This window comes from Variovorax sp. 20P10.2.4, assembly GCF_058244205.1.
In genome coordinates this window covers 1-23,050 of record NZ_JBZAYE010000019.1, presented here as the reverse complement: position 1 = coordinate 23,050, position 23,050 = coordinate 1, and the positions used below count along the sequence as shown (strand labels likewise).

The 23,050-nt window shown below is 66.1% G+C and carries 18 protein-coding genes; 15 read left to right on the top strand and 3 right to left on the bottom strand.

The annotated features are described in order from the left end of the window. Positions 1–45: 45 nt before the first annotated feature. The 7 genes from AC27VN_RS03580 to AC27VN_RS03550 all read left to right on the top strand — a co-directional run bounded on the left by AC27VN_RS03580 (position 46) and on the right by AC27VN_RS03550 (position 9,577). Positions 46–1,692, top strand: a complete 1,647-nt coding sequence (locus AC27VN_RS03580; protein ID WP_490875659.1) for an acyl-CoA synthetase — start codon at positions 46–48, stop codon at positions 1,690–1,692. A 144-nt stretch (positions 1,693–1,836) separates the two neighbouring features. Next, a complete protein-coding gene (locus AC27VN_RS03575; protein ID WP_296783961.1) occupies positions 1,837–2,274 on the top strand; it encodes a nuclear transport factor 2 family protein in 438 nt (145 codons plus the stop codon). Between the two features lie 38 nt (positions 2,275–2,312). Beyond that, a complete protein-coding gene (locus AC27VN_RS03570; RefSeq protein WP_490875658.1) occupies positions 2,313–3,494 on the top strand; it encodes an ATP-NAD kinase family protein in 1,182 nt (393 codons plus the stop codon). Between the two features lie 36 nt (positions 3,495–3,530). Further along, positions 3,531–4,934 carry an aminomethyl-transferring glycine dehydrogenase subunit GcvPA gene (gene gcvPA, locus AC27VN_RS03565; protein WP_093345221.1) on the top strand — a complete coding sequence of 468 codons (1,404 nt, stop codon included), beginning with the start codon at positions 3,531–3,533 and terminating at the stop codon, positions 4,932–4,934. Continuing rightward, positions 4,931–6,517: an aminomethyl-transferring glycine dehydrogenase subunit GcvPB gene (gcvPB, locus tag AC27VN_RS03560; protein WP_490875657.1), complete on the top strand. Its 1,587-nt coding sequence runs from the start codon at positions 4,931–4,933 to the stop codon at positions 6,515–6,517. Before gcvPA ends, gcvPB begins: the two co-directional genes overlap by 4 nt. A 10-nt stretch (positions 6,518–6,527) precedes the next feature. Further along, positions 6,528–7,508 (top strand): LLM class oxidoreductase, encoded by a 981-nt coding sequence (locus AC27VN_RS03555; protein WP_490875656.1) that lies wholly within the window; start codon positions 6,528–6,530, stop codon positions 7,506–7,508. A 20-nt stretch (positions 7,509–7,528) separates the two neighbouring features. Next, a complete protein-coding gene (locus tag AC27VN_RS03550; RefSeq protein ID WP_490875655.1) occupies positions 7,529–9,577 on the top strand; it encodes a prolyl oligopeptidase family serine peptidase in 2,049 nt (682 codons plus the stop codon). A 42-nt stretch (positions 9,578–9,619) separates the two neighbouring features. Here the strand turns inward: AC27VN_RS03550 and AC27VN_RS03545 are convergent, their stop codons facing one another. Genes AC27VN_RS03545 through AC27VN_RS03535 form a run of 3 tightly spaced genes read right to left on the bottom strand, consistent with a single transcriptional unit; the run spans position 9,620 to position 12,043 of the window. Continuing rightward, positions 9,620–10,369 (bottom strand): SDR family NAD(P)-dependent oxidoreductase, encoded by a 750-nt coding sequence (locus AC27VN_RS03545; RefSeq protein WP_490875654.1) that lies wholly within the window; start codon positions 10,367–10,369, stop codon positions 9,620–9,622. A 60-nt stretch (positions 10,370–10,429) separates the two neighbouring features. Continuing rightward, entirely contained in the window at positions 10,430–10,981 is a 552-nt protein-coding gene (locus tag AC27VN_RS03540; RefSeq protein ID WP_490875653.1) for an ester cyclase, read from the bottom strand. Between the two features lie 3 nt (positions 10,982–10,984). Then, a complete protein-coding gene (locus AC27VN_RS03535) occupies positions 10,985–12,043 on the bottom strand; it encodes an alpha/beta fold hydrolase (RefSeq protein WP_490875652.1) in 1,059 nt (352 codons plus the stop codon). 309 nt (positions 12,044–12,352) lie between these two features. Between AC27VN_RS03535 and AC27VN_RS03530 the strand changes: the two genes are divergently transcribed. The 8 genes from AC27VN_RS03530 to AC27VN_RS03495 form a co-directional block, all read left to right on the top strand. Beyond that, positions 12,353–13,006, top strand: coding sequence for a TetR/AcrR family transcriptional regulator (locus tag AC27VN_RS03530; protein ID WP_490875651.1), 654 nt, complete (start codon positions 12,353–12,355; stop codon positions 13,004–13,006). After that, positions 13,003–13,206, top strand: a complete 204-nt coding sequence (locus AC27VN_RS03525; RefSeq protein ID WP_490875650.1) for a hypothetical protein — start codon at positions 13,003–13,005, stop codon at positions 13,204–13,206. Before AC27VN_RS03530 ends, AC27VN_RS03525 begins: the two co-directional genes overlap by 4 nt. A gap of 535 nt (positions 13,207–13,741) precedes the next feature. Beyond that, the gene (locus AC27VN_RS03520; RefSeq protein WP_296783944.1) at positions 13,742–15,070 is read left to right on the top strand and encodes an EAL domain-containing protein; all 1,329 of its coding nucleotides are present in this window, start codon (positions 13,742–13,744) and stop codon (positions 15,068–15,070) included. Next, the gene (locus AC27VN_RS03515; RefSeq protein ID WP_490875649.1) at positions 15,067–15,843 is read left to right on the top strand and encodes a hypothetical protein; all 777 of its coding nucleotides are present in this window, start codon (positions 15,067–15,069) and stop codon (positions 15,841–15,843) included. Before AC27VN_RS03520 ends, AC27VN_RS03515 begins: the two co-directional genes overlap by 4 nt. Before the next feature lie 119 nt (positions 15,844–15,962). Further along, positions 15,963–16,496, top strand: a complete 534-nt coding sequence (locus tag AC27VN_RS03510) for a hypothetical protein (RefSeq protein ID WP_490875648.1) — start codon at positions 15,963–15,965, stop codon at positions 16,494–16,496. 13 nt (positions 16,497–16,509) lie between these two features. Further along, on the top strand, positions 16,510–17,925 hold the full coding sequence (locus AC27VN_RS03505; protein ID WP_490875647.1) for a CsgG/HfaB family protein: 1,416 nt from the start codon (positions 16,510–16,512) through the stop codon (positions 17,923–17,925). 89 nt (positions 17,926–18,014) lie between these two features. Next, positions 18,015–22,715: a beta strand repeat-containing protein gene (locus tag AC27VN_RS03500; RefSeq protein WP_490875646.1), complete on the top strand. Its 4,701-nt coding sequence runs from the start codon at positions 18,015–18,017 to the stop codon at positions 22,713–22,715. Between the two features lie 46 nt (positions 22,716–22,761). After that, positions 22,762–23,050 (top strand): hypothetical protein (locus AC27VN_RS03495; RefSeq protein WP_490875645.1); only part of this gene is annotated, 289 nt, incomplete at its 3' end.

Here is a 23,050-nt window from a genome sequence, read left to right as displayed (position 1 = left end):
CGCCGCCTGGACATCCTGGAATCGATCGCAGCCGAGGGAATCGCGATGAACATCTATGAGCAGGGGTTGGGTCGGAACGCGGCGAACTTCGAGCCGTTGTCGCCGACGAGCTTCATCGAGCGAAGCGCGCAGGTCTTCGCCGACATGCCCGCCGTGATTCACGGCGATCGCCGCTTCAGCTGGTCGCAATGCAGGGACAGGTCGGCCCGGCTGGCTGCCGCGCTGCGCGAACTCGGGGTTCGACGCGGCGACACGGTCAGCGTCATGCTCGCCAACACGCCCGAGATGATCGAAGCGCACTACGCGGTGCCGGGTATCAACGCGGTGCTGAACACGCTGAACACCCGGCTCGATGCGGACCTGCTGGCCTGGCAGATGAACCACTGCGAGACCCGGGTGCTGATCACCGACAGCGAGTTCGCACCGGTCATGCGGCAAGCGTTGCGCGCGCTGAAGCAGGTCCATGGCCGCACGCCGATCGTGATCGACGTGTGCGATTCCGAACGCATCGGTCCTCACGAACGCGTCGGCCAGCACGCGTACGAGGCGCTCCTGGCTTCCCACCTGCCGGTGCCCAAGCTGCAAGGGCCGCTCGACGAGTGGGATGCGATCGCCGTCAGCTACACCTCGGGGACCACCGGCGATCCGAAGGGCGTGGTGACACACCATCGCGGGGCGTACCTGAACGCGGTGTGCAACGTCGCGGTCTGGACGATGCCTCCCTTCGCACGCTATCTCTGGACCCTGCCGATGTTCCATTGCAACGGCTGGTGTTTCCCCTGGACGGTGGCGCTTCTCGGCGGGGTGCATGTGTGCCTGCGGAAGGTGGAAGCCAAGGCGATCTTCGCCGCCATGCGGGACCACGGGGCCGACCACTACAGCGCCGCACCGATCGTGCACGACCTCCTGATCGCGGCACCTGCCGAAGACAGGCTGGTGATCGCGCACAAGGTCCGCGCGATGGTCGCGGGCTCCGCACCACCCGCCGCCATGATCGAGGGCATGGCCCGTCTCGGCATCGAGATGATCCATGTCTACGGACTGACGGAGGTGTACGGGCCCGCGGCCGTTTCTGCCAGACAACCGTCCTGGGACCAGGCCAGTCCGGCCGAGCAGGTGCGGTTGAACGGACGGCAAGGCGTGCGCTATCCGCTGCAGGAAGACATGACGGTGCGCGACCCGGTCACCCTGCAAGCGGTGCCCGCCGATGGCGAAACCATCGGCGAGATCATGTTTCGCGGCAACATCGTGATGAAGGGCTACCTGAAGAACGAGGCCGCCACCGACAGCGCCTTCGAGGGCGGCTGGTTCCATACGGGCGACCTCGCGGTCCTGGAGCCCGATGGCTACGCCAGGATTCGCGATCGCAGCAAGGACGTGATCATCTCCGGCGGCGAGAACATCAGCTCCATCGAGGTCGAGGACGCCCTGTATCGCCATCCGGCCGTGCTGTCGTGCGCTGTCGTCGCCAAGCCCGATGCCAGATGGGGCGAGACGCCCCTGGCATTCGTCGAGTTGCGGCCGGGCACCGAGGCCACGGCGGAACAACTGATGGCCCACTGCCGAACGATGCTCGCCAAATACAAGATCCCGCGCGAAGTTCGATTCGAGGCGCTGCCCAGGACGGCGACCGGAAAGATCCAGAAGTTCCAGCTCCGCCGCAAGGCCAGTTCGGCGGAGGCGCTCGAATGAGCGCGCGCCAGGCCGAAGCCCCCTAGCTCCCCCGCCATGTAGCGGCACACCCATGCCGCGGACTCTCCACCACACGTGGGGAGGGTCTGCGCACGCCCGGTTTTCTTGCTCGTCCACCCACCCCGTCCTTGCACAGGAGTATTCATGATCGAAAGTCTCATCGGTTACCAGTCGCCATCCATGATTGCCGACGCGGCGACGCGGAAGTCCCTCCATGGCTTCATCGCGCAGACGCTGCACGCGCTCTCCACGCCCGACTCGGGCGTCGCCGCGTACTTCGCGGACCCTGACATCGTGATCGCCGGCTCCGGCCTCGACGAGTACTTCATCGGACCCGAGAAGGCACAGGCCGGCGTGCGATGGGTGACCACGCTGGGTATTCGGTGGGAGCCGAAGGTCGTCCTGTGCTGGATGCAGGGCGACATCGCCTGGGCCCAGATCCGCATCGACGGCCACAAGATGGAAGCCGGTGCGCCGGCGGTGGTCCCGTACGTGGCGACCGGAATCTTCAGGCGCAAGACCGATGGCTGGACCTGGCTCTATTGGGGCGGGGGTGAGCCGCAAAAGGAGCCGCGCCTGTAGTCCGGGCGCGATGCCCGATGTCGAACAGGACCACCCCGATGACTGACCGGAACGTGCTGGTCGCCGCCACCGGCGACGCGCCCCCTCGCCGAGTCGCGAGCGCGAAGAAGATCGGCCTCATCGTCAATCCGATCGCAGGCATGGGCGGGCGCGTCGGCCTCAAGGGGACCGATGGTGCCGACGTGCTGGACGAGGCGAGGCGACGGGGTGCGCGGCCGGTCTCGAGCGAAAGAGCCCTGCAGGCCCTGAAGAAGCTGGTGGCTTCGAAGGCCGAGTTCTCGCTGGTCACGGCGCAGGGAGAGCTCGGCGAGGATGTCGCGCGGCAGGCCGGCTTGCATCCGGTCGTGGTCCACGGCAAGCCGCATGCGGGCAGCACCCCCGCGGACACGCGGGAGGCCGTGGCCGCGATGCTGCGCGAGTGCGTTGACCTCCTGCTGTTCGCAGGGGGAGACGGCACCGCGCGCGACGTGCTGAGCGTTGCCGGTGATCGAGTGCCGATGCTCGGAATTCCAACGGGCGTGAAGATGTACTCGGCCGTCTTCGGCACGAGCGCCCTGAACGCGGGCGACCTGGCGGCACGCTTCATCGAGGGCGATCCATCGGTGCGGCTTCGCGAGGCCGAGGTGATGGACATCGACGAGATGGCGATGCGGGAGGACAGGATGTCGGCCCGACTCTACGGCTACGCCCAGAGCCCGCATCACCGTCAGCTGGCGCAGAACGCCAAGGCCGGATCGGGGTTGTCCGAGAACGTGGCGCTCGAGGCCGTGTCGCGGCAACTGGCCCGCCAGATGCGCCCCGGCTGCCTCTACATCCTGGGGCCGGGCACCACGACGCGCCGCGTGATGTCGGCACTCGGCTTGCCCAAGACGCTGCTGGGCGTGGACGCCGTGCTCGACGGCGCACTCGTCGGCGCCGACCTCGATGAGCACGCGCTGCTCGAACTGATGCAGGGGCGCGAAAGCTACATCGTCGTCAGCGTGCTCGGCGGGCACGGCAGCCTGTTCGGTCGAGGGAACCAGCAGATCAGCGCGGACGTGATTCGCCAGGTCGGACGCGACCACATCCAGATCGTCGCGACCCTCGAGAAACTCGTCGCCCTGGAATCGGGTGCGCTGCACGTCGATACGGGCGACGAAGAAGTGGACGCCATGTTGAGCGGCTACCTGCCGCTTCGCACGGCGCCCGATCGCACGGTGTATTTCAAAGTCAGATCGTGACCCTATCCATACCAGATTCAAGTGAAGGAACACCAGATGAATAACGGTACCGCCCATCCCTACATGGCGAACTCGGTCCCCGCGATCAAGCGGGAGATGCTCGACGCCATCGGCGTGGAGACCATCGAAGAATTGTTCGAGCAGATTCCGCGCGAACATCGCCTGCAGCGTCCGATCGACTTGCCGCCGGCGCTCACCGAAAGCGAGCTGCGCCGGCACATGGTGACGACGCTCGCCAGGAACAGGACCGCCGAGCAGAACCTCAACTTTCTCGGCGCCGGCTGCTGGCAGCACCACGTGCCTGCTGCCTGCGACGAGGTCGTGCGCCGCAACGAATGGTTGACCTCGGTCTTCGGCGAGCCCAGTTCCGACCATGGCCGCAACCAGGCGTGGTTCGAGTTCTGCAGCCAGCTCGGTGAGCTGCTCGACATGGACCTGGTCGGGCTGCCGGTGCGAAGCTGGGGCGTTGCCGCCGGCCACGCCATTCGCATGGCATCGAGAATCACGAGCCGCAACGAGGTCGTCGTCGTTCGCGCGATCGACCCCGAGCGGCTCGCGGTCATCCAGAGCCTGTGCGAGCCGGTCGACATGGCCAGCCATATCGCGATACGCATGGTCGACTACGACCCCGCGACCGGCTTGATGGATCTCGACCATCTGCGCGCGACGCTCACGTCGAAGACCGCCGCCGTGTACTTCGAAACGCCGTCGTACTTCGGCGTGATCGAGCAGCACGGCGCGCAGATCGCCGAACTGGCCCACGCCGTGGGGGCCGAGGTGATCGTCGGCGTGGACGCCATCTCCCTGGGCGTGCTGTCCGCCCCCGTCCACTATGGCGCCGACATCGTCGTGGGAACGACCCAGCCGCTGGGCGTGCACATGAACGGCGGCGGCGGCGCCGCCGGCTTCATCGCCTCGCGCGACGAGGAGCGCTATGCGCACCAGTACCCGACGCTGTTCATCAGCATCTCCGAGACCACCAAGGAGGGCGAGTACGGATTCGGCCTGAGCCTGTTCGAGCAATCGTCGTACGGGCTGCGCGACAAGGGCAACGACTGGACCGGGCATTCCGTGTACATGTGGGCGATCGCCAATTCGGTGTACATGGCCATGATGGGTCCTCAGGGCTTCGAGGAAGTCGGCGAGCTGATCCTGCAGCGAGCGCACCATGCCGCCCGCGTGCTGGGCCGGATTCCCGGGGTGCGCGTCGTCTTTCCCGATGGCTTCTTCAAGGAGTTCGTCGTCAACTTCGACGGCACCGGGGTGCCCGTGGCGCAGATCAACAAGCGGCTGCTCGCGCTCGGCATCTTCGGCGGCAAGGACCTGAGCAAGGACTTCCCGGCGCTCGGCGCCAGCGCCTTGTACTGCGTGACCGAAATCCACACGCTGGCCGACATCGAGCGCCTGGCCGACGCCATCCAGAAAGCGATCCAACCATGAACACCAAGCTGCGCGAATATCACGCTCCGGTATGGAGCGAGCCCGTCATTCTCGAAATGGGCCATCCAGGGCGCCGAGGCGTTCTCTTCTCTCCCGTCGAAGACACGGTGCGCGCCACGGTCGGCGACGCCGCGAGCCTGATCCCCTCGACCATGCGGCGAGCGCGCAAGCCCGCGCTGCCGGAGCTGTCGGAACCCGAGGTGCTCTACCACTATCTGCGCCTGTCCCAGCAGACCCTGGGCATGATGAACATCAGCCTGTTCGGCACCTGCACGATGAAATACAACGCGCAGATCAACGAGGCGATGGCCTGGCGGCCCGAGGTCACGCACCTGCATCCGTACCAGGACGAGGACACGATGCAGGGAGCGCTCGAGATCGTCCACGGGATGGACAAGATCCTGCGCGAGCTCTCGGGCATGGACCAGTTCGTGTTCCAGGCCGGTGGCGGCGCGGACGCCGCCTACACGAGCTGCGCCGTGACCCGGGCCTACCACGCGGCCCGGGGCGAGCTCGCGCAGCGCGACGAGATCATCACCACGATCCAGACCCATCCCAGCAGCGCGGCCACCGCCGCCGCGGCCGGGTTCAAGGTCATCACGCTGATGATCGAGGAGAACGGCTACCCGTCGCTCGAAGCGCTCAAGGCCGCCGTCTCGAACCGCACGGCCGCCTTGATGCTCAACAACCCCGACGACATGGGCGTCTACAACCCGGAGATCCGCGAGTGGACCCGCATCGTGCGCGAAGCGGGCGGCATCAGCTTCTACGACCACGCGAACTTCAACGGTGCGATGACCAAGATCCGCGCCCGCGAGCTGGGGTTCGATGCCTGCATGTTCATGCTGCACAAGACCTTCGGCGCGCCCAAGAGCGGGGTAGGTGGTCCCGCGGTCGGTGCCTATGGCTGCTCGGCCGAACTCGCGCCCTTCATGCCCAAGCCGCTGGTGGCGTTCGACGGCGAGCGTTACAGCCTCGACTACGACCGGCCGCAGAGCTGCGGCAAGATCCGCGAGTTCTGGGGCAACCTGCCGGTGATCGTCAAGGCCTATGCGTGGTCGCGTTCCATGGGGGCCGAAGGCATGGCCGAGGCCTCGGACCTGTCGGTGCTCGCGAACAACTACATGGAGCGTGGCCTGCTCGCGATTCGCGGCGTCACGCGCTCCCATCCCGATGCGAAGAGCCCACGCCTCGAGATGACGCGCTACAGCCTCCAGCAGCTCAAGGAAGACACCGGCGTCGACGTGCATGACGTGCAGAACCGCATGGCCGATTTCGGCATCGACCCGATGTGGACCAGCCACCATCCGTGGCTGGTTCCCGAGCCCTTCACGCCGGAGGCGGGCGAGATGTATGGCAAGGAAGCCCTCGACACCTGGATTGCCGTGTTGGCCCGAATCTCCGACGAGGCCTATTCGAATCCCGAGCTCGTGAAGACGGCTCCGCACAACCAGGCGGTGCATCGACTGAAGAACGCGTTGATCGACAACCCCGAGCACTGGGCCATGACTTGGCGCGCCTACCAGCGCAAGAGCAAGCTGGAAAAGTCGCCTTTGGCCGAACCGCCGCGGCACGGGCAGTGAGTTGGAAGGCATGACGAACTTCGACCGGCACCCCGGTTACTCGGCCATGTTCAAGGACGGGCACCTGACGCTGGGCCTCTTCTTCGCGATCGAGTCCTACCAGGGCGCGATCCCGGAGATGGACGTGGCCAGCCAGGTCCGCATCGCGAAGATGGCCGAGTCGCACGGCTTCGCGGCGCTCTATTTCAGGGACGTGCCCCTCCATGTGCCTTCCTTCGGCGACGTGGGGCATATCTACGACCCCTGGGTGTTCATGGGCCATGTGGGGGCGCACACCTCGCGCATCGCGCTGGCCACCGGCAGCATCATCACGACGCTGCGGCATCCCCTGCATGTCGCCAAGGCCGCCGCGTCCGTGGACCGGCTCTCGAACCAGCGCCTGGTGCTGGGGCTCGCCACCGGCGACCGGCCGACGGAATTCGCAGCCTTCAACCAATCGCTCGACAACCGCGGCGAGCTGTTTCATGAAGCACTCGCCGTCATGCGGACGGCCTGGCGGGAGGACTTCCCGCGTGTCGCCACACCCAGGGTCGACCTGTCGGGTGGCGACACGCTGCCCAAGCCGGCGCTGCGCGACATTCCGGTGCTGGTCACGGGCAACTCGCGCCAGTCGGTCGCGTGGATCGCGCAGCACGCGGATGGATGGCTCCACTACCCGCAGAACGTGGACCCGCAGGCCGTGACGATCCATCAATGGCGCTCGCTGCACCAGGGCTTCAAGCCCTTTGCCCAGTCGCTCTACATCGATCTGGCCGAAGATCCCGATGCAGCGCCCACGCCCATCTTCCTGGGCTTCAAGTCCGGCCATCGCTTTCTCGTCGAGTACCTCGGCGCCTTGAGGGACATTGGCGTGAACCACGTCGGCTTCAATCTCAAATACGGATCGCGCCCGGCGGCCGAGGTGGTCCAGGAGCTTGGCGAGTTCGTGGTGCCGCATTTCCCTGCGCATGCGGTATCTCGAGATCTCCCTAAAGACAAAGCTGGAAGCTGAACAAGGTGTCCGAACCCCTCATGACCAAGATGGCCTACCCCACAACCCGTCGTGTCGACGTCGTCGATGAGCTGTTCGGGCTAAAGGTCGCCGACCCATTTCGCTGGCTCGAGGCGGACGCGCGCAGCGACGCCGACGTGGCCGCCTGGATCCAGGCGCAGAGCGAACTGACGGCGGGCGCCTTGGCATCGCTGCCCGCGCGCGATATTTTTCGCGAGCGGCTGACCGCGCTGTTCGACCACGAGCATTTCACCGCGCCCCACCCGCGCGGCGGGTGCTACTTCCACCTGCGCCAGTCCGGCCTGAAGAACCAGCCCACGCTCCTCGTGCGCGAGGGCGTGGAGGGGGAGGACCGTGTGCTCCTCGATCCCGACACATGGTCCGACGACGGCACCGTGGCGCTGGCGGAGTGGGCCGCATCCAGGGACGGTGGCCATGTCGCCTATGCGGTTCAGGAGAGCGGTACCGATTGGCGGACCATCAAGGTCGTCGATGCGGCCACCGGCGAGGTGCTCGAAGACAGGATCGAGTGGGTCCGGTTCACGGCGATCGCGTGGGCCGCCGACGGTTCCGGCTTCTTCTATGCACGCTATCCCGAGCCAGGCGACGGTGCCGCGTCACAGGCGGCCCTTGCCAACCACGCGGTCTACTTTCATGCGATCGGTACGCGGCAGTCGGAAGACCGGCTGCTGTACGCGACGCCCGAGCGGCCCGAGCTACTGCATTTCCCCGATGTCACCAACAGTGGCCGCCATGCGTTGATCTACTCCACGCCGGGCTCCCAGACCAATTCGCTGACCGTCGTGGACCTCGCCAGCGACGGTTGGGATACGCGCACGCTGGTCGTGGATTTCGACAACGAATGGACGGTGGTCGGCGACATGGGCAGCACGCTCTATGTGCTGACCAGCCATGCGGCGGAGCGCCGCAGGATCGTGACCCTCGACCTCGCGGCCGAGAATCCGGTCGCGGTCGAACTCGTGCCCGAAGACACTGCGGTGCTGAGCCATGCCTGGCTGGTCGGCGGGCGCTTGATGGCCACCTATTTCGTCGACGTCAAGAGCGAGATCCGGCGCTACACGCTCGACGGCCGGCCCGACGGCACGATCGCGTTGCCGGGCATCGGCAGCGCGGGCGGCTTCCAGGGCCATCGCGACGACAACGAAGCCTTCTTCGTCTTCACCAGCTTCAATGCGCCGACCACGATCTATCGCTACGACGTGGCCGCCAACACGCAGGCCGTGTGGGCAGCACCGAAGGTGGGTGTCGATCTGGAACGCATCGTGGTCGAGCAGCATTTCTACGGCGCGAAGGACGGCACCCGCGTGCCGATGTTCATCGTGCGGCGCGACGACGTCGTCGGCGCGGCGCCCACGCTGCTGCACGGCTACGGCAGCTTCGGCATCAGCATGGTTCCGTTCTATTCACCCGACCAGCTGGCGTGGGTCGAGCAGGGCGGCGTGCTGGCCATTGCCAACATCCGTGGCGGCGGGGAGTACGGCAAGGCTTGGCACAACGGCGCGCGCATGGACAGGAAGCAGACCAGCTTCGACGACTTCATCGCTGCCGCCGAGTATCTGCACGACCGCGGGATCGCATCCGAAGATGGCCTGGCAGTCCATGGGGAATCCGCCGGTGGCCTGCTCGTGGGCGCGGTCGTCAATCAACGCCCCGAGTTGTTCGCGGCCGCCTTGCCGGGCGTTGGGGTGATGGACATGCTGCGTTTCAACCAATTCACCGGCGGCCACCTGTGGACGGGCGAGTATGGCGATCCGGCAGACCCGGCGCACTTCGACAACTTGCTGGCCTACTCGCCGTATAACAACGTGGCCGCCGGCAGGCGCTATCCCGCGATCCTCGCCACCACCGCTGACACCGACGATCGCGTGGTGCCCGCACACACCTTCAAATACATCGCGGCCATCCAGGCCGCCGACACCGGGTCGCGGCCGCATCTCGTGCGCATCGAGACCCGCGCGGGCCATGGTGCCGGCAAGCCGATGAAGAAGGTGATCGACGAGCTGGCCGACAAGTGGGCGTTCGCCGCGCATTGGACGGGGCTGAAGTAGAGGCGACCGTGGCGCTGGTCGCCGCTGGTCAGGCGTGCTTCGTCACGCAGTCCATCCGCCGTCGGCGTTGATGGCCTGGCCGGTAATGAGACGGCCGTGCTCCGATGCGAGGAACGCGACGAGCGCGGCGACTTCTTCCGGCTTGCCGTAACGTCCGATGGCCATCATCTTGGCGTGCGCGACCGAGTGCGGATTCCGGTCCGGATCCGCTGGGTTCATTTCGGTGTCGGTCGGTCCGGGATTGACCGTGTTCACGGTAATGCCACGGCTGCCGAGTTCCCGCGCCAATGCGCGCGTGAGTCCCGCCACTGCCGCTTTCGACGCGGTATAGATCGAAAGTCCGGGAAAGTTGGCCACCTGTCCGAAGGCGGAGCCGATGGCAACGATCGTGCCGCCGTCCTGCATGTGGGGAACCGCAGCCTTCGCGGCTTCGAAGACGCTGCGCACATGGATGTCGAAAGTGGCGTCGAAGCGATGGCCATCCAGTTCATCGATGGGCGCGGCGTCGAACACGCCGGCGGCGGACACCAGAATATCGACCTTCCCGAATTCGGAGACGACCGCTTCGACAGCACGCGCGGTCGCGCCACGTTCGAGCGCGTCGGCCTGAATGGCAAAGCCCTTGCGACCGGCCTGGCGTACCTGGTCGATCACCGATTGAGCACGCTCGGCCGAACGCGCATAGGTGATGGCGACGTCGGCGCCTTGGCGCGCCAGCGTGAGCGCGATGGCCGCGCCGATGCCACCACTGCCGCCGACAACGAGTGCGGTCTTGTTGGAGAGTTGGATCATGAAGATTTCCTTGGTCTTGATTGCTGTGGATGTGGGATGCGGGGCTCGTGTCGGCTTTGTCTACTTCTTGCCGGCAAGCTGCCGCTGAACCTCGAGCACGTCGATCGCGTAGTTCTGTTCGTAGAACTTCCCGTCGCGCACTTTGTGAAATGCGAACTCGCCGTACTCCACCGTGGCGCCCGTGGGTTGCAGTCCCAACCATTGCTTCGCCGGGGTGCCGATGTTGTAGAGCCGGGCGGCGACGGTATCTCCGTCGATCGCGAGATCGACGACCCGCCACTTGAAGTCGGGCACGGCTTCGATGTGGCCCTTCAACGACGCGATGACGTCATCGCGGGTGATCGTTTTTCCGTGCTGGGTCAGCCGCTCATGAACGAACTCCGTCATGCGATCCATGTCGTGCGCATTGAGCGCGTCTATGTATCGTTCGAAGAATGCCTTGAGTTCGCTTCTGGACATCGCCGTGCCTCCTCGGGTGTGGGTTGAGATAGGGGACTGAGCGAACGCCGTGCCCCCATGCATGAGCGCCAATGCGCCGCTCAGCGCGGTGGTCCGCATCACGAAGTCGCGCCGTCCTTTTGGAGAATTCATTTCGTCCATCTCGCTCGCCATCTGTCAGCGGCGGCCTTGACGCTCTGTGGAGCGCAAGAAATTCAGCGTGAGATCGGCGACTTGATCGGGCGCTTCCTCGGCGATGTAGTGGCCGCTCTCTTGAATGTGGACCATCTGCGGGTTGACGATGCGGGCCTGCATGAAGTCGACCAGCAGGGGATTGCCGAGGCCGCCGATTCCCAACGAAGGAACATCGATCTGCTTCGGATAGGCAGCGTTGTCCTCGAGATCCTGAGGGAAGGCCTTGTACCAGCCGTTCCCGCCGCGTATGCCGTCCGGCGTGTTGTAGGCATTGGCATAGACGGCGCGGTCGCGCTGCGTGAGTGCATCCTGCTTGTAGAGCAGGTTCTTCCAGAACCAATCGAGGTAGATATGCGCTCTCCCTTCGATCAGCGCTTCAGGCAATTGATCCATTTGGTGGAATGCGAACCACCAGATGAAGAAGTGATCCTTGAAGGGCCCCGACAGCGGCTTCGCGGGCACCATCTTCAGATCGGCAACGGATGCAGGAAGCGCGGAGACATCGAGATAGACGGTGGAAAGCGTCGCCTCCGGGAATTGAGCGGCAAACGCGTAGGCGACATGCGAGCCGATGTCGTGCCCGACGATGTGCGCGCGTTGATGGCCCAGGCTCTTGAGGAGCTCGCGGATATCGACGGCCATGTTCTTCTTGTCGTAGCCACCTTCGGGCTTGCTCGACGTCCCCATGCCCCGAAGATCCACCGCGATGACGCGATGGTTCTGTGCCAGCGCCGGCATGATCTTGTGAAAGGCCCACCAGGTCTGCGGCCAGCCCGGCATCAAGATGACCGGCGTGCCTTGTCCGCCCTCGACGTAATGCAACCGGGTGCCGTTCACATCGGCAAAGCCGTTCTTGAAGCCCTTCAGCTCGCGTACGAGGGCTTCGTCGGAGACATCCATCGAAGCGTAGGGGTTGCCCTTGTCGGTGGTCTGGGCCGATGCCGCCGCTGGCAGAAGAAGGCTCAAGCCAAGAAGGACGGCGCTCAGGTTGCAGCGTGCCAATGCCATCAAGCCCGAAGACCGTGTGTGCGCGAGTCCCATCGAATTCCTTTCGTTGCAAGTTGCCGAACCACGAGACGTTCAAGCAGGGCGCGGTCTTCACTTGGGCCTCGCAAGGTGAAAGCGACCTGGAATCGTTGAATTATGTGGTGATCGATAAAGTATTGCAACCGTCCGCCAGAAAGATGTGGGGATTCGACCGCCAGCCCGACTTGGCTGCCAGGGAGGTCTCACCGCGTCGACGTGTCATCTATCTGTAACGGTGCGATAAGATGCCACGGAAGCAGGCCGTCCTGACCCGGAGAGATCCGGCAGGCTCTGCTCGAAAATATGTCTTATATGTATCGAGCGATGAAGAAATCGATCAACACGGAAGTCGAGTCCTCGAAGATCGAACGCAGCCGAGGACGGCCGCGCGAGTTCGATCGTGCGAAAGCCCTGGAGCAGGCGACGCGACTGTTCTGGGCCAAGGGTTACGAAGCCACCTCGATCTCCGACCTGATCAAGTCCATGGGGATTGCATCCCCGAGCCTCTACGCTGCTTTCGGTTCGAAGGAGGCGCTCTATGCCGAGGTGATTCGCCACTACGGCGAAACGCAGGAGCCGCATTTCTGGAATGGATTCCAGGCGGCCGCGAAAGCCCGCGATGCGGTCAGGTGGCTGTTGATGGATACCGCCGTTTTCCTGAGCGGATCGCCGGGTGAGCACTCCAATGGATGCATGGTGGCGCTCTCATCGGTGGGCGTCGGCAATGAGAAGCTGGCCGAGCAACTTCGAGCGGCGCGCGGGGTCGGTCTGCAGCGACTCGAGGATCGCCTTCGACAAGCGGTCGAAGAAGGCGAGATCGCGAGCACCACGGATATCCATGCGCTCGCACGCTTCGTACAGACGGTGCAAAGCGGCATGTCGATACTGGCGCGCGACGGAGCGACCCGCGAGGAGTTCGAGGGCATCATCGAGATCGCGATGCTGGGTTGGGATGCTCGAACGAATGGCCAGGGGTGATTGCGCCTGCCCAGGTTGTCGTCGAATTGCCGCCGGTCTTGCGTGAGCATCACGTGCCGATGCGGCTCGCGCGGGCGATCACCAGGAGTGAACGCATTGCCATTTTTGTTGCACCCATTGGCACGCCGGATCTAGAACAACAGGCAATTCCGATCCGCGCAAAGCCAGGCCAATGCACGCTCATCGCGAGCGACAAATAGCATGCATCTCCGCGTGTGGCCTATCCCACAAATACGGTAGAAGCCCGAGATCGTTGCGTGGGGAAAACAGCGCGCCGGATGCGGGGCCGCGTTACTGCGAAATGTTTCCCAAAAGTGAATGCATTCACATACTCATTCTGCGCACCTACCTGTTTCCTACCGTTATCTGTAGTATCCATTCGTACTACAGCTTGCAACGGAGATAACGATGACGATCGCGCGTGCTATAGGCAGCTCACCTTAGACAGTGCCGCCAGGGATCTCGACAGCTCGCCCTAGCGCACCACTCGAGCATTAACCGCCCACAGCGGTAGCCGGTCGTCAGAACGTAGACGACTCGCCCACGACCCCAGACGCCCCCTTCGCTCAACGAGCCGCTTCGGCTCGTATGGATGGGTGCGCCTGCGCGAAAACAGCCGGACTCCATGCAAAGACCCGCGTGCTGCGGGAGGGATGAGTCTTGCCGTTCGAAAAACAACCGACGTTGCCTCGCCCGAGGTCGACGTTTTCGAAACAAGACTCTGGAGAGTTTTGGATGCTTGCCCTATCGCCCAGCGGGGGACATCGTTTCTTTGCTGGACTTCATGCCCGCACGACGGTTTCGCCTCGTACGCTGATCTCTTCGATCGCGAGCGCTCACAACCGCACCGATGCAACTGCCAGTCAGTTGCAGCAACGTGCGTGCGCATACGTCTTCATCGGGAATCTTCCACAGCTCTCGCAGGCATACGGCATCGATTTCGCGATGGCCGTCAGTCGCGAGGTCCGCCGCCGACTCTGTTTCTCGTTCGTTCGCACGGAGAGCACCGACTTCGCCTTTCTGCGTGATGACTGCTACTTGCTGTGGTCTAACGAAAGTTTCCCCGTTCCGGTTGACTCCTCGCTGACTTCGGCCTGCGAACGCCTCGAATCCTTGCTCGCACATGTGGCCAAGCGTCCGATCGTGTACCGCGGTATCGCAGCGCTGGTGCAACTGCACAGCGACTGGATCGACGTACGCCCTCCTGCGGAGATGGACAGCACGGACGTCGAGCTCGCGCTATGGACGGCCCAGCAATGCGCGGAGTTCGAGCCGATGGAGCTGGATGGCTGGCGCCATCGATACCGCAGCGACATGGACGTCGCCGTGCGGGTGGCCGACGCGCTGTCCCGAGGATTCCTGAGCATGTCCTGGCGCCCGGTGGTCGGCGTGTATGGCGGCTCGACCTCCCTGTATCACTCGCTCGTTGCAAGCGCGGGGCCGGTGCCGGAGGAAAGCCGCGCCGATGCAGTGCGCGACAGCCTCTATGGGCCGTGCCTGGAGCGACTCGGCCTGGCGCGGCTGTGGGATCGCCATGCGATGCGCAAGACCCTGGCGATCCTGCGCCAGCGCCCGGCGTTGCGTCTCGGCGTGCGCCTCTCGACGCAAAGCGCGCACTGCGATCACTGGTGGACCTCCCTCTTCGCCGCGCTGCAGACCGAGCCGATGCTCGCTTCGCGCCTGGTGGTGGAGTTCAGCGCGAGCGGCGCTGTCTGCGCACTGGAGGCCATGCGCAAGTTCTGCAGCCGCCTGCAGGCCCTGGGTTGCCGTATTGCAGTTCGCAACCTCGGATGCCGCGACGGTGACCTCGCCATCGTTCACGCCTGCCGTCCCGACATCGCGAAGGTCGATCCGTCCTTCTTGCGCCGAGCCCGCGGCGGCGAGTTCGGACTGGAAGGGCTGCAGGAGATGGTGTCGCTGGCCGGCCACCTGGCGACCTATGCAGTCGTCGACGGCATCGAGCGCGAAGAGGACATGCACCTGGCGCTGCGCGCGGGAGCCCAGTGGCTGGAGGGCTCCTTTCTCGAGAGCGCGAAGCTCGGGCGAGGGGAGGCGTACGCGTGAACGGCGAGATGCACATTCTTCTCGCGCGCATGGGCCTTCTGCTGGAACAGCTGCAGGAGACTGTGGGTGACCTGCTCGTTTGCAATGAGTCGAACCGGAACCGGGTGCAGCTTCCGCCTGCCACGAAGCCCGCGCCGAGTGAAGCCGACAGCGCGACCGATGCCCAGTATCTGGCGCTCGAAGAGGCCATCCGCCAGCAGCGAAGAAGCGAGGTCCGCGAAAAGCTGCGTCCCGGCCGGCCCGCGGCGCCGCCCGCCGCCGCGGCAGAGGTCTCGTTGGGCTCGAGCAGTTGGCGGCTCGCGATGAATGGTTGGCGACTCGTGGCCGATGAGAAGGGCTTCGAGGTCCGACTGCGTCCTCAGGAACGCTCGCTGCTGTTGCGCGTCGCTCATGCGCCGAGCCAGTTCCTCGCGCCGCACGAGGTCCGGGAACTCAATCGCTCGCTCGCCACGTCGGTCGTTGATGTCGCCGGTGCCTTCGTTCCCGGTCGCGACGAGGACGCGGAGGAGGGCGAGGCATCGATCGATCTGCTGCACACCAAGGTCATCGGCCGCCTGCGTCGGCGCATGCGCACGCATGGCCATCTGCTTCCGCTGCGCACCTCCGCGGCAGGCAGCGTCTACGTCGATGAAGGCGGCGATCTCCCGCGCCAGATTCGGCGTCGGCCCGGCGTTCCCAAGACCCGTCACACGCAACGAAGCGACAAGTCGCAGATCGCCCTGCACCTGGACCTCCGCTCCTCCTCGACAGAGCGCACGGGCGGCGCGACATGAGCGCGTTGCCTTCTGCCGTCTCCGCCGGCGGCCCTTCGCCCAGGCCCTCCCACCGCACTCCACAAGCAAACGGACACCTCATGACCACTTCACCTCACCCCCACCCAAAGCCCTGGCGCGTGCACGACATCACCCGATCGCTCGAGAAGGGTCTTGTCGCGGCCTGCCTGATCGCTTGCGCGGGCCAGGGGATGGCGAACAACGTCGGAGAGAACTCCGCGTGGCAGTTCCAGACCTCGGCCGACAAGGCCAACCAGGCCGCCATCCAGGACATGGTCCAGCGGCGCAAGGCCGGCAGCTACGGCGCCGCCAGCACCACCAACAACACCTACATCCAGCGCCAGTTCAACTGCGACGTCAGCGCGACCGCGCAGGGCAACCAGGGCTCGAACAGCACGGTTGCCAACTCGCCGAGCACCAGCGGCGCCGCGGCCACCTCGACCGGCAACGACAACACCGGCTGGAGCGGCAGCGGCACGGTGACCACCGGCCAGGCCAATGCCGGCACCGTCGGCTCCCAGGTGAACGGCTCCACGACCACCGGGGTGCAGGGCTGGGCAGCCCAGGCACTCAACTCCAACCAGACCAACAGCGGCAGCCAGAGCGCAAGCGTCAGCGGCAGCACTGCCTGTGCCTACGGAACGCTCAACTGACGGAAATCCAGTCATGACATCGATCACCTTCGCTCGACCACGCCCGATGCCCACCGCGGCGGTACGCACGCTCGGTGCGGCCGTTGCACTCGCCGCACTCGCGGGCTGCGTCACCGCCCCGCAGGAACGTGCCGCGCCCAAGGAAGCCCCCATCGTTCTCGGACCGGCCGTGCGCGACAACGTGACGCCGATGGAGGCCGTGCTCGCCTGCTATGGCGATCACGTCGCCGCCACTTCCAGGCCTCCCATCGTGGTCTCCGTGGGAGACGTGAAGGACTACACCGGCAAATACAGCATCAACGAGGGCAACGCCATCACGCAGGGCGGTGCGCTGATGGTGTATTCGGCCCTGGGCAAGATGGGCGGCGCGGTCCAGGTCGCGGAGCGCTTCGATCCGGTCATCGCGGAGCGCGAGCTCGGCTATGCCGATCGCCGGCAGCTCGGCGACGGCCGTTCGCACCAGCTGGCGGGGCCGGCCGGCAACCAGGTGGTGCCCTGGCTGCCCTACTTCGGCGGCTCGATCAACAAGTCCGACTACTTCATCGTCGGCGGCATCACCGAGCTCAACTACAACATCAACTCGGGCGGCGCCGAGTTCGCCGTCAACCAGGTCGGCATCAAGGCCAGGACCTTCAGCCAGTCGGTGGGCGTCGACCTGCGCATTGTCGACACCCGCACGCTGATGATCCTCAAGACCATCAGCCTGACCAAGCAGTTCAACGGCTACGAGGTCGGCTTCAACGTCTTCCGCTTCTTCCGCAACGACCTGTTCGACGTGGACGTCGGCGCCAAGGGCCAGGAGCCGGTGCAGCTGGGCATTCGCGCGGCGCTGGAAGAGGCCGTGGTCCGCCTGGTCGCCGCCGTCACCAAGGTCGACCCGAAGCCCTGCCTCGGGATGCGCGTGTTCGATGAACTGCCGCGCCAATCGGCGGAGTCGCTTCGCAAGGTTCCCAACCCGATCGTCGATTCCAGCGGCGCGCGCGTGCTCACGGGCGAGGCCGTCAACGCGGCCAGCAACGCATCGTCCGTCAGCACCAGCGACGGAGCGAGCGTGCAGATCCCGTTCGAGTTCGGCGCCGCGGCGCTGACCGGCGGCACCTTGAATCTGCTCGACCAGATCGCGGCGGCCGCCGCCAAGGCGCCCACCGAAGTGGTGCTGGTGGCCCGCGACACCGAGAACTGGGACGCGGGCAAACGCGATCTGCTGACGGACCAGCGCATCGGCGTCGTGACATCGGCGCTGATCTCGCGCGGGATCGCGCCCGGCGGCATCAGCGTCAGCTGGCGGCCCGACAAGGCCGACACGGCCATCCATCGCGACGGTCCAGGGCTGCAAGAGGTCGCCAAGTTGCGCGTCCAGGGCGCGGGCTCGGGCAAGGGCGGGCCGGTTCAACCAGCCCGAGAGGAGAACACACGACGAGGGAGCTAAACCGCACTGAAAGCTGAACGCCACCACCACATCGATCCTCCGGATCCACCGAATTTTCGGAACTTTTGATCAATACCCAAGGAACTTCCATGAAGAAGACTCGCAATCTCCAGTCGCGTGCCATCAAGGCGCCGGCACTCAGCCGTGTCGGCCTCGCCGTGCTCGCCAGCCTTGCGGCCGGCGGCGCCATGGCCGCACCGCCCGAACTGGGCGCGACCACCACCATCAACGCGACCACCTCGACCGCCACCGCCTCGGGCTTCCTCACCGTGGATTCGGTGCAGACGAAGTCGCAGCCGGTGTCGGCGACCGCCGCCGGCCAGCAGATCGGCATCACGGTGGATGGCGTGCAGACCGGCACGTCGAACACCACGACGCAGAACACGGTGAACGCCACGGCCAAGGCCAATGAGTTCTCCAACGCGATCGACCTGTCCCTGACCGGCAACACGATCGCGCTCGATGGCGCGGCATCGCTGGGCGTGCAGACCAACACCGGCGCCATCTCCAGCAACGCGACCGGCAACTCGGTGGGCGTGAACCTCAATGGCTTCTCCTCGGGCGGCGCCTCGAACACGCAGAACACGATCGCGGCCACCACCGTGATCAACGGCGGTGCCTCCTCGGTGGCGGGTACCGTTCCGGTCGACTACGCTTCCAACGCCCCCGGCATCACCACGAGCACGCATTCGGCCGCCACCAACAGCAGCCAGGCATCGGGCAGCATCGTGGTCACCACGGCGCAGCAGGGCACCGGCCCCGCATCGTCCGCGAGCGCCAGCGGCAATGCCGTCACGCTCGATCTGACCGCGGACGGCGCGAACGCCGTGAGCTCGGCGCCCGCACTCGACGGCAACACTGTCTCCGCCACGCTCAAGGGCAATGCGGCAACCAACACCGCCTCGATCCAGGCCGGTGGCGCACCGACCTTCGCCGGCTCGGCCGTCGTGAGCAATCTGCAGCTGAACCAGGGCGTGGGCGTGACGCACAACGCGTCGAACACCGCCACCTCGATCGATGCCACGATCGGCAGCAACGGCACGGGCACCACCAACGTGCTGAACGGCGCCCTGTCCGTTCAAGGCAACACGATCTCCAGCGCGGCCACGGGCAACGAAGCTCTGGGGGCAGCCGGCGTCGCCGGCAACCGCATCGTGCTCGCCGACGGCATCTCCGTCGCCGGTTCGGGCGGCCCGACCGTCAACAGCAGCACCTACAGTGCCGGCAGCCAGAGCTCGCAGCTCGGTGCGGACCTCGCGATCCTGAACACCCAGGGCAATGTCGGCGTGGCGCTGCAAGGCTCCACCAATGCCGCCAGCGTGACCGCCACCGTGCAGTCGATCGATGGCGGCGCGGCGACCGTCTCGGGCAACGCGATCACCTCCGCGGCCACCGGCAACGCCGTTTCCAGCGCGATTACGACCGGCCAGAACGGTGCGACCTTCTCCGCCACCGCCGCGCTCGCGAACCAGCAGAGCAACTTCGGCGGCGGCGTTTCGGCCGTCACCGCACCGTCGATCATCGGTGCCGCGACCGGCCTGGAAAACGGCACCACCAAGGACAGCACGGTGGCCGTCGAGCAGAACCGCGCCGCGGCTTCCGCCTACGGCAACAGCGCGACCCAGAGCCTTTCGCTGGCCGCCAACGCCTTGCCGCTGGGCGCCGGCGCCACCGTCCTGAGCGGTGGCCGCACGCCCGATGGCAACGTCTCGGCCAGCGGCGCCGCCACGATCACCAGCCTGCAGAGCAACTACGCCAGCCCGGTTTCGGCCACGCTGGGCGGCTCGTACGTGGGCGCGTACGTCGACTCGCGCGGCACCGGCGGTGACACCATCACCGGCAGCACGGTCAGCGCCAGCAAGAACACGCAGGAAGCCGTCGGCCTGGCCAACAGCGCTTCGAACACGCTGTCGCTCGCTGGCACGAGCATCGGTTCGGGCGCAGGCATCGCGAACATCCAGGTGGTGGACGCAGCCTCGCCGGTGAGCACCGTGCTGGGCGGCTCGGCCGCCGCGGTCTACGCCGGCACGCACATCACGGACACCAGCCTGAGCCTGTCGGACAACCTGCAGCGCTCGATCGCCTACGGCAACTCGACCGGCAACACCCTGACGGTTGCCGCGAACGGCGCCACCGTGCCCACCTCGGTGGCACCGGCGTCCACGCTGTCGAGCACCCCGAGCCTGGGCGGCACGGTCACCGCCGCCTACGGCCTGCTGAACAACCAGTCGGCACTCGGCGACGTGGATGCGCAAGCCACCGGCTTCGGCGGTCCCCTGGGCGCGCTGACGGTCCTGCTGGAAGGCAACGCCACCCGCAGCCAGATCGCCAACCAGGGCAATGCCTTCGTCGCGGCCGCTTACGGCAACGACGCGAGCAACGCCGGCAGCGTGAGCCTGGGCACCGGTGTCGACGCAGCGGGCGCGGCATCGATCGCCAACGTCACCAGCGCACAGACGGCCAGCGGTGCCGTGTCGGCAACCGCCACCGGCGGCGCCGTTATTGCCACCGCCATCCAGGACAACGTCTCGGCCTCGACGGTTGCCACCTCCGGCAACCAGATCCAGGCCCTGGCGTTCGGAAGCCGCGGCACGAACAGCCTGAGCGCATCGGGCAATGGCATCGACACCGCATCGGCCACGCCGCTCACCGGCGCGACCTCGAACGCCGGCACGCTCACGACCAACGCCGCCTTCAGCGTGCAGAACGCGCAATCGGGCGCGGGCTCGGTCACCGCGACGCAGCGTGACGGAGCGCTGGTCGGTGGCACCGCCGCCGGCGTGCTGACCGCCGTGGGTGGCAACGTGACCGGCTCGAGCATCGCCTCGAACGACAACGTCTCCACCGCCTCGGCAACCAGCAACGCCGCGACGAACAGCCTGGGCCTGTCGGGCAACGGCCTGTCGACCACGACCGCCTTGCAGAACTCGCAGACGACCAGCGCCAGCGTCAATGCGCTGATCGGGCAGGCGGGTGTGGCGGGAAGCGCGGGTACCGCACCCGAGCCCTTCACTTTCAGTGCCACGGGAAGCGGACTGACCGTTTCGGGCTCCGGCGCCACCCTGACCTTGACGGGCGGTACGCTGACGGTGCTGGCATCCAGCCTCTCGCCGGCGCAACTGAGCTATCTCACCAGCAACGGCTGGACGCAGTCCGGCGGGAACGTCAGTGGTTCGGCGATTTTGCTCGGCACGATCTCGTTGTCGGCCTACTCGGCGATCGTGGACGGGGGCGCGGCCGTGCTGTCGGGGCTCATCCCCGGCACGCCGGCCACGCCGAGCGTCCCGAACCAGGGCGGCGTCATCCTGGCCGTCTCGGGTGCCGTGACCGGCTCGCAGTTGTCCGTCAACGGCAACAGCAACACCGGCTCGGTCACGGGCAACAGCGCGACCAACACCACGAGCGTCACCGGCAACTCCGTCGCAGCCGGCAGCGGCCGCACGGTGGCGACCGCGGGTGCCCTCGTGACCGGCTCGGGCGCGCAGGCGGACAACGCGCTGTCGAACGTGCAATCGGTGACCGGTGACTCGGCGCTGGTGAGCAACGTGTACGGCAGCTTTGCCGTGGATACCGTGGCCGGCTCGGCCATCGGCAACTCCACGGTGAGCGTGTCCAACAACAGCCAACGCGCAAGCTCGGTGGCCAACACGGCCACCAACACCCTGGGCGTGACCGCCACCAACCTGGCAGCGACTTCCGCGCTGGCTTCGCAGCAATCGAGCACCGCCTCGGTCGCCGCGAGCTCGGACGCGGAGCTGTACGCGCCGGGCGCCGTGTCGGGCTCGTCGGTGGCGCTGGCCAACAACCGCAACGTCTCGCTGGGCGTGATCAACGATGCCACGAACGCGCTGACGGTCACCGCGGGCAACGCAACGCCGGTCGGTGCCACGACCAATGCCGTTCTGAACGCAGCGGGCGCCACCGGCGATCACGTGCTCAGCAACAGCCAGGCCGCGTCCACCTCGGTCTCCAGCACGGCGAGCACGCGCCTGTACAACCAGGATCGCGTGGCCACGGCCACCACGGGCCTGGCGGACAGCACGTTCTCGATCACCGGCAACGCGACCACGGCAGAGGCTTCGGCCAACCGCGCCGACAACAGCGTGACGCTCTCCGGCGCCGCGCTGCAAGGCAGCAACGCCGGCCTGAGCAATGCGCAGACCAGCAGCGCCGCCGTCAACGCGAGCTCGACCACCGCCGCGGGCTTCAGCCTGGCGGGTGGCGTGCCGGCAGCGACAGCCGCGCTCAACAGCGGGCTGACCATCGACGGCAACAGCACGACGGCGCTGGCTCGCGGCAACGCGGCAAGCAACGTGCTCAACGTGTCGGCTGGCAGCAGCTACGCGACGCCCGCACCGGTTGCCGGCAGCACCGTCGGCGCCTCGCAAGCGGCCGCCGCCGTGCTCAACAACCAGGGCAACACGGGCAACGTGAGCTCGTTCGCGACGGCCAGCTACCAGGTGGCCCTGAACGCGACGGCTCCCGTGCTCGTGCCTGGCGTGAGCGGCAGCACCGTGGCCGTCACCGGCAACACGACCGCCGCCGAAGCGTATGGCAACACCGCGACCAACCGCGTCAATGTGAGTGCGCCGAGCGCCAGCCGTCCGACGGCTGCGGTCGGAAACTTCCAGACCAACAGCGGCACGGTCGTGGCGACTGCCACCGGCGTGAACTATGGCATCGGCGTCACTGGCGCGGCTGCGGGCAGCACGCTGCGCGCGGCCGGCAACCAGGTCAGCGCCACGGCCGTGGGCAACTCCGCCGTGTCGACGATCGCGTCGGTGCGGTGATCTAGTTTCGCCCCTCCCCCGGCGGACGGTTTGCTGCCGGGGACTTTTGCTCAAACCGCTTCGGCGGTTTGAGCCTTTTGATTCGCCGGTTCTTCTCTTGACTCCCTGCATTCTCATCAGAGCCCATCACCTCGAAGTCGCGCGCAGCCGCTGCGCAGCCTCGATTTCGACGCGCTCGAACGCGGTGGATCTGGCGCACCGAGTGAAGGCATACGGTCCCGCCAACGACGGCTCGCCACGTGATGGCGCACGCGTTGTCCTGCCGACTTATCACTTTCAGCCTTTCACACAACTGCTGCAAAGAGAGAGAACAGCTTCAGTTTTTATCAACTTCA

Excerpts from the sequence above, each read along its gene's own strand:
- gcvPA (WP_093345221.1), top strand. The coding sequence starts at position 3,531 with ATGAATAACGGTACCGCCCATCCCTACATGGCGAACTCGGTCCCCGCG.
- AC27VN_RS03500 (WP_490875646.1), top strand. The coding sequence starts at position 18,015 with ATGAAGAAGACTCGCAATCTCCAGTCGCGTGCCATCAAGGCGCCGGCA.
- AC27VN_RS03570 (WP_490875658.1), top strand. The coding sequence starts at position 2,313 with ATGACTGACCGGAACGTGCTGGTCGCCGCCACCGGCGACGCGCCCCCT.
- AC27VN_RS03575 (WP_296783961.1), top strand. The coding sequence starts at position 1,837 with ATGATCGAAAGTCTCATCGGTTACCAGTCGCCATCCATGATTGCCGAC.
- gcvPB (WP_490875657.1), top strand. The coding sequence starts at position 4,931 with ATGAACACCAAGCTGCGCGAATATCACGCTCCGGTATGGAGCGAGCCC.
- AC27VN_RS03555 (WP_490875656.1), top strand. The coding sequence starts at position 6,528 with ATGACGAACTTCGACCGGCACCCCGGTTACTCGGCCATGTTCAAGGAC.
- AC27VN_RS03520 (WP_296783944.1), top strand. The coding sequence starts at position 13,742 with ATGCTTGCCCTATCGCCCAGCGGGGGACATCGTTTCTTTGCTGGACTT.
- AC27VN_RS03530 (WP_490875651.1), top strand. The coding sequence starts at position 12,353 with ATGAAGAAATCGATCAACACGGAAGTCGAGTCCTCGAAGATCGAACGC.
- AC27VN_RS03535 (WP_490875652.1), bottom strand. The coding sequence starts at position 12,043 with ATGGGACTCGCGCACACACGGTCTTCGGGCTTGATGGCATTGGCACGC.
- AC27VN_RS03505 (WP_490875647.1), top strand. The coding sequence starts at position 16,510 with ATGACATCGATCACCTTCGCTCGACCACGCCCGATGCCCACCGCGGCG.
- AC27VN_RS03540 (WP_490875653.1), bottom strand. The coding sequence starts at position 10,981 with ATGGCGAGCGAGATGGACGAAATGAATTCTCCAAAAGGACGGCGCGAC.
- AC27VN_RS03550 (WP_490875655.1), top strand. The coding sequence starts at position 7,529 with ATGACCAAGATGGCCTACCCCACAACCCGTCGTGTCGACGTCGTCGAT.
- AC27VN_RS03580 (WP_490875659.1), top strand. The coding sequence starts at position 46 with ATGAACATCTATGAGCAGGGGTTGGGTCGGAACGCGGCGAACTTCGAG.
- AC27VN_RS03545 (WP_490875654.1), bottom strand. The coding sequence starts at position 10,369 with ATGATCCAACTCTCCAACAAGACCGCACTCGTTGTCGGCGGCAGTGGT.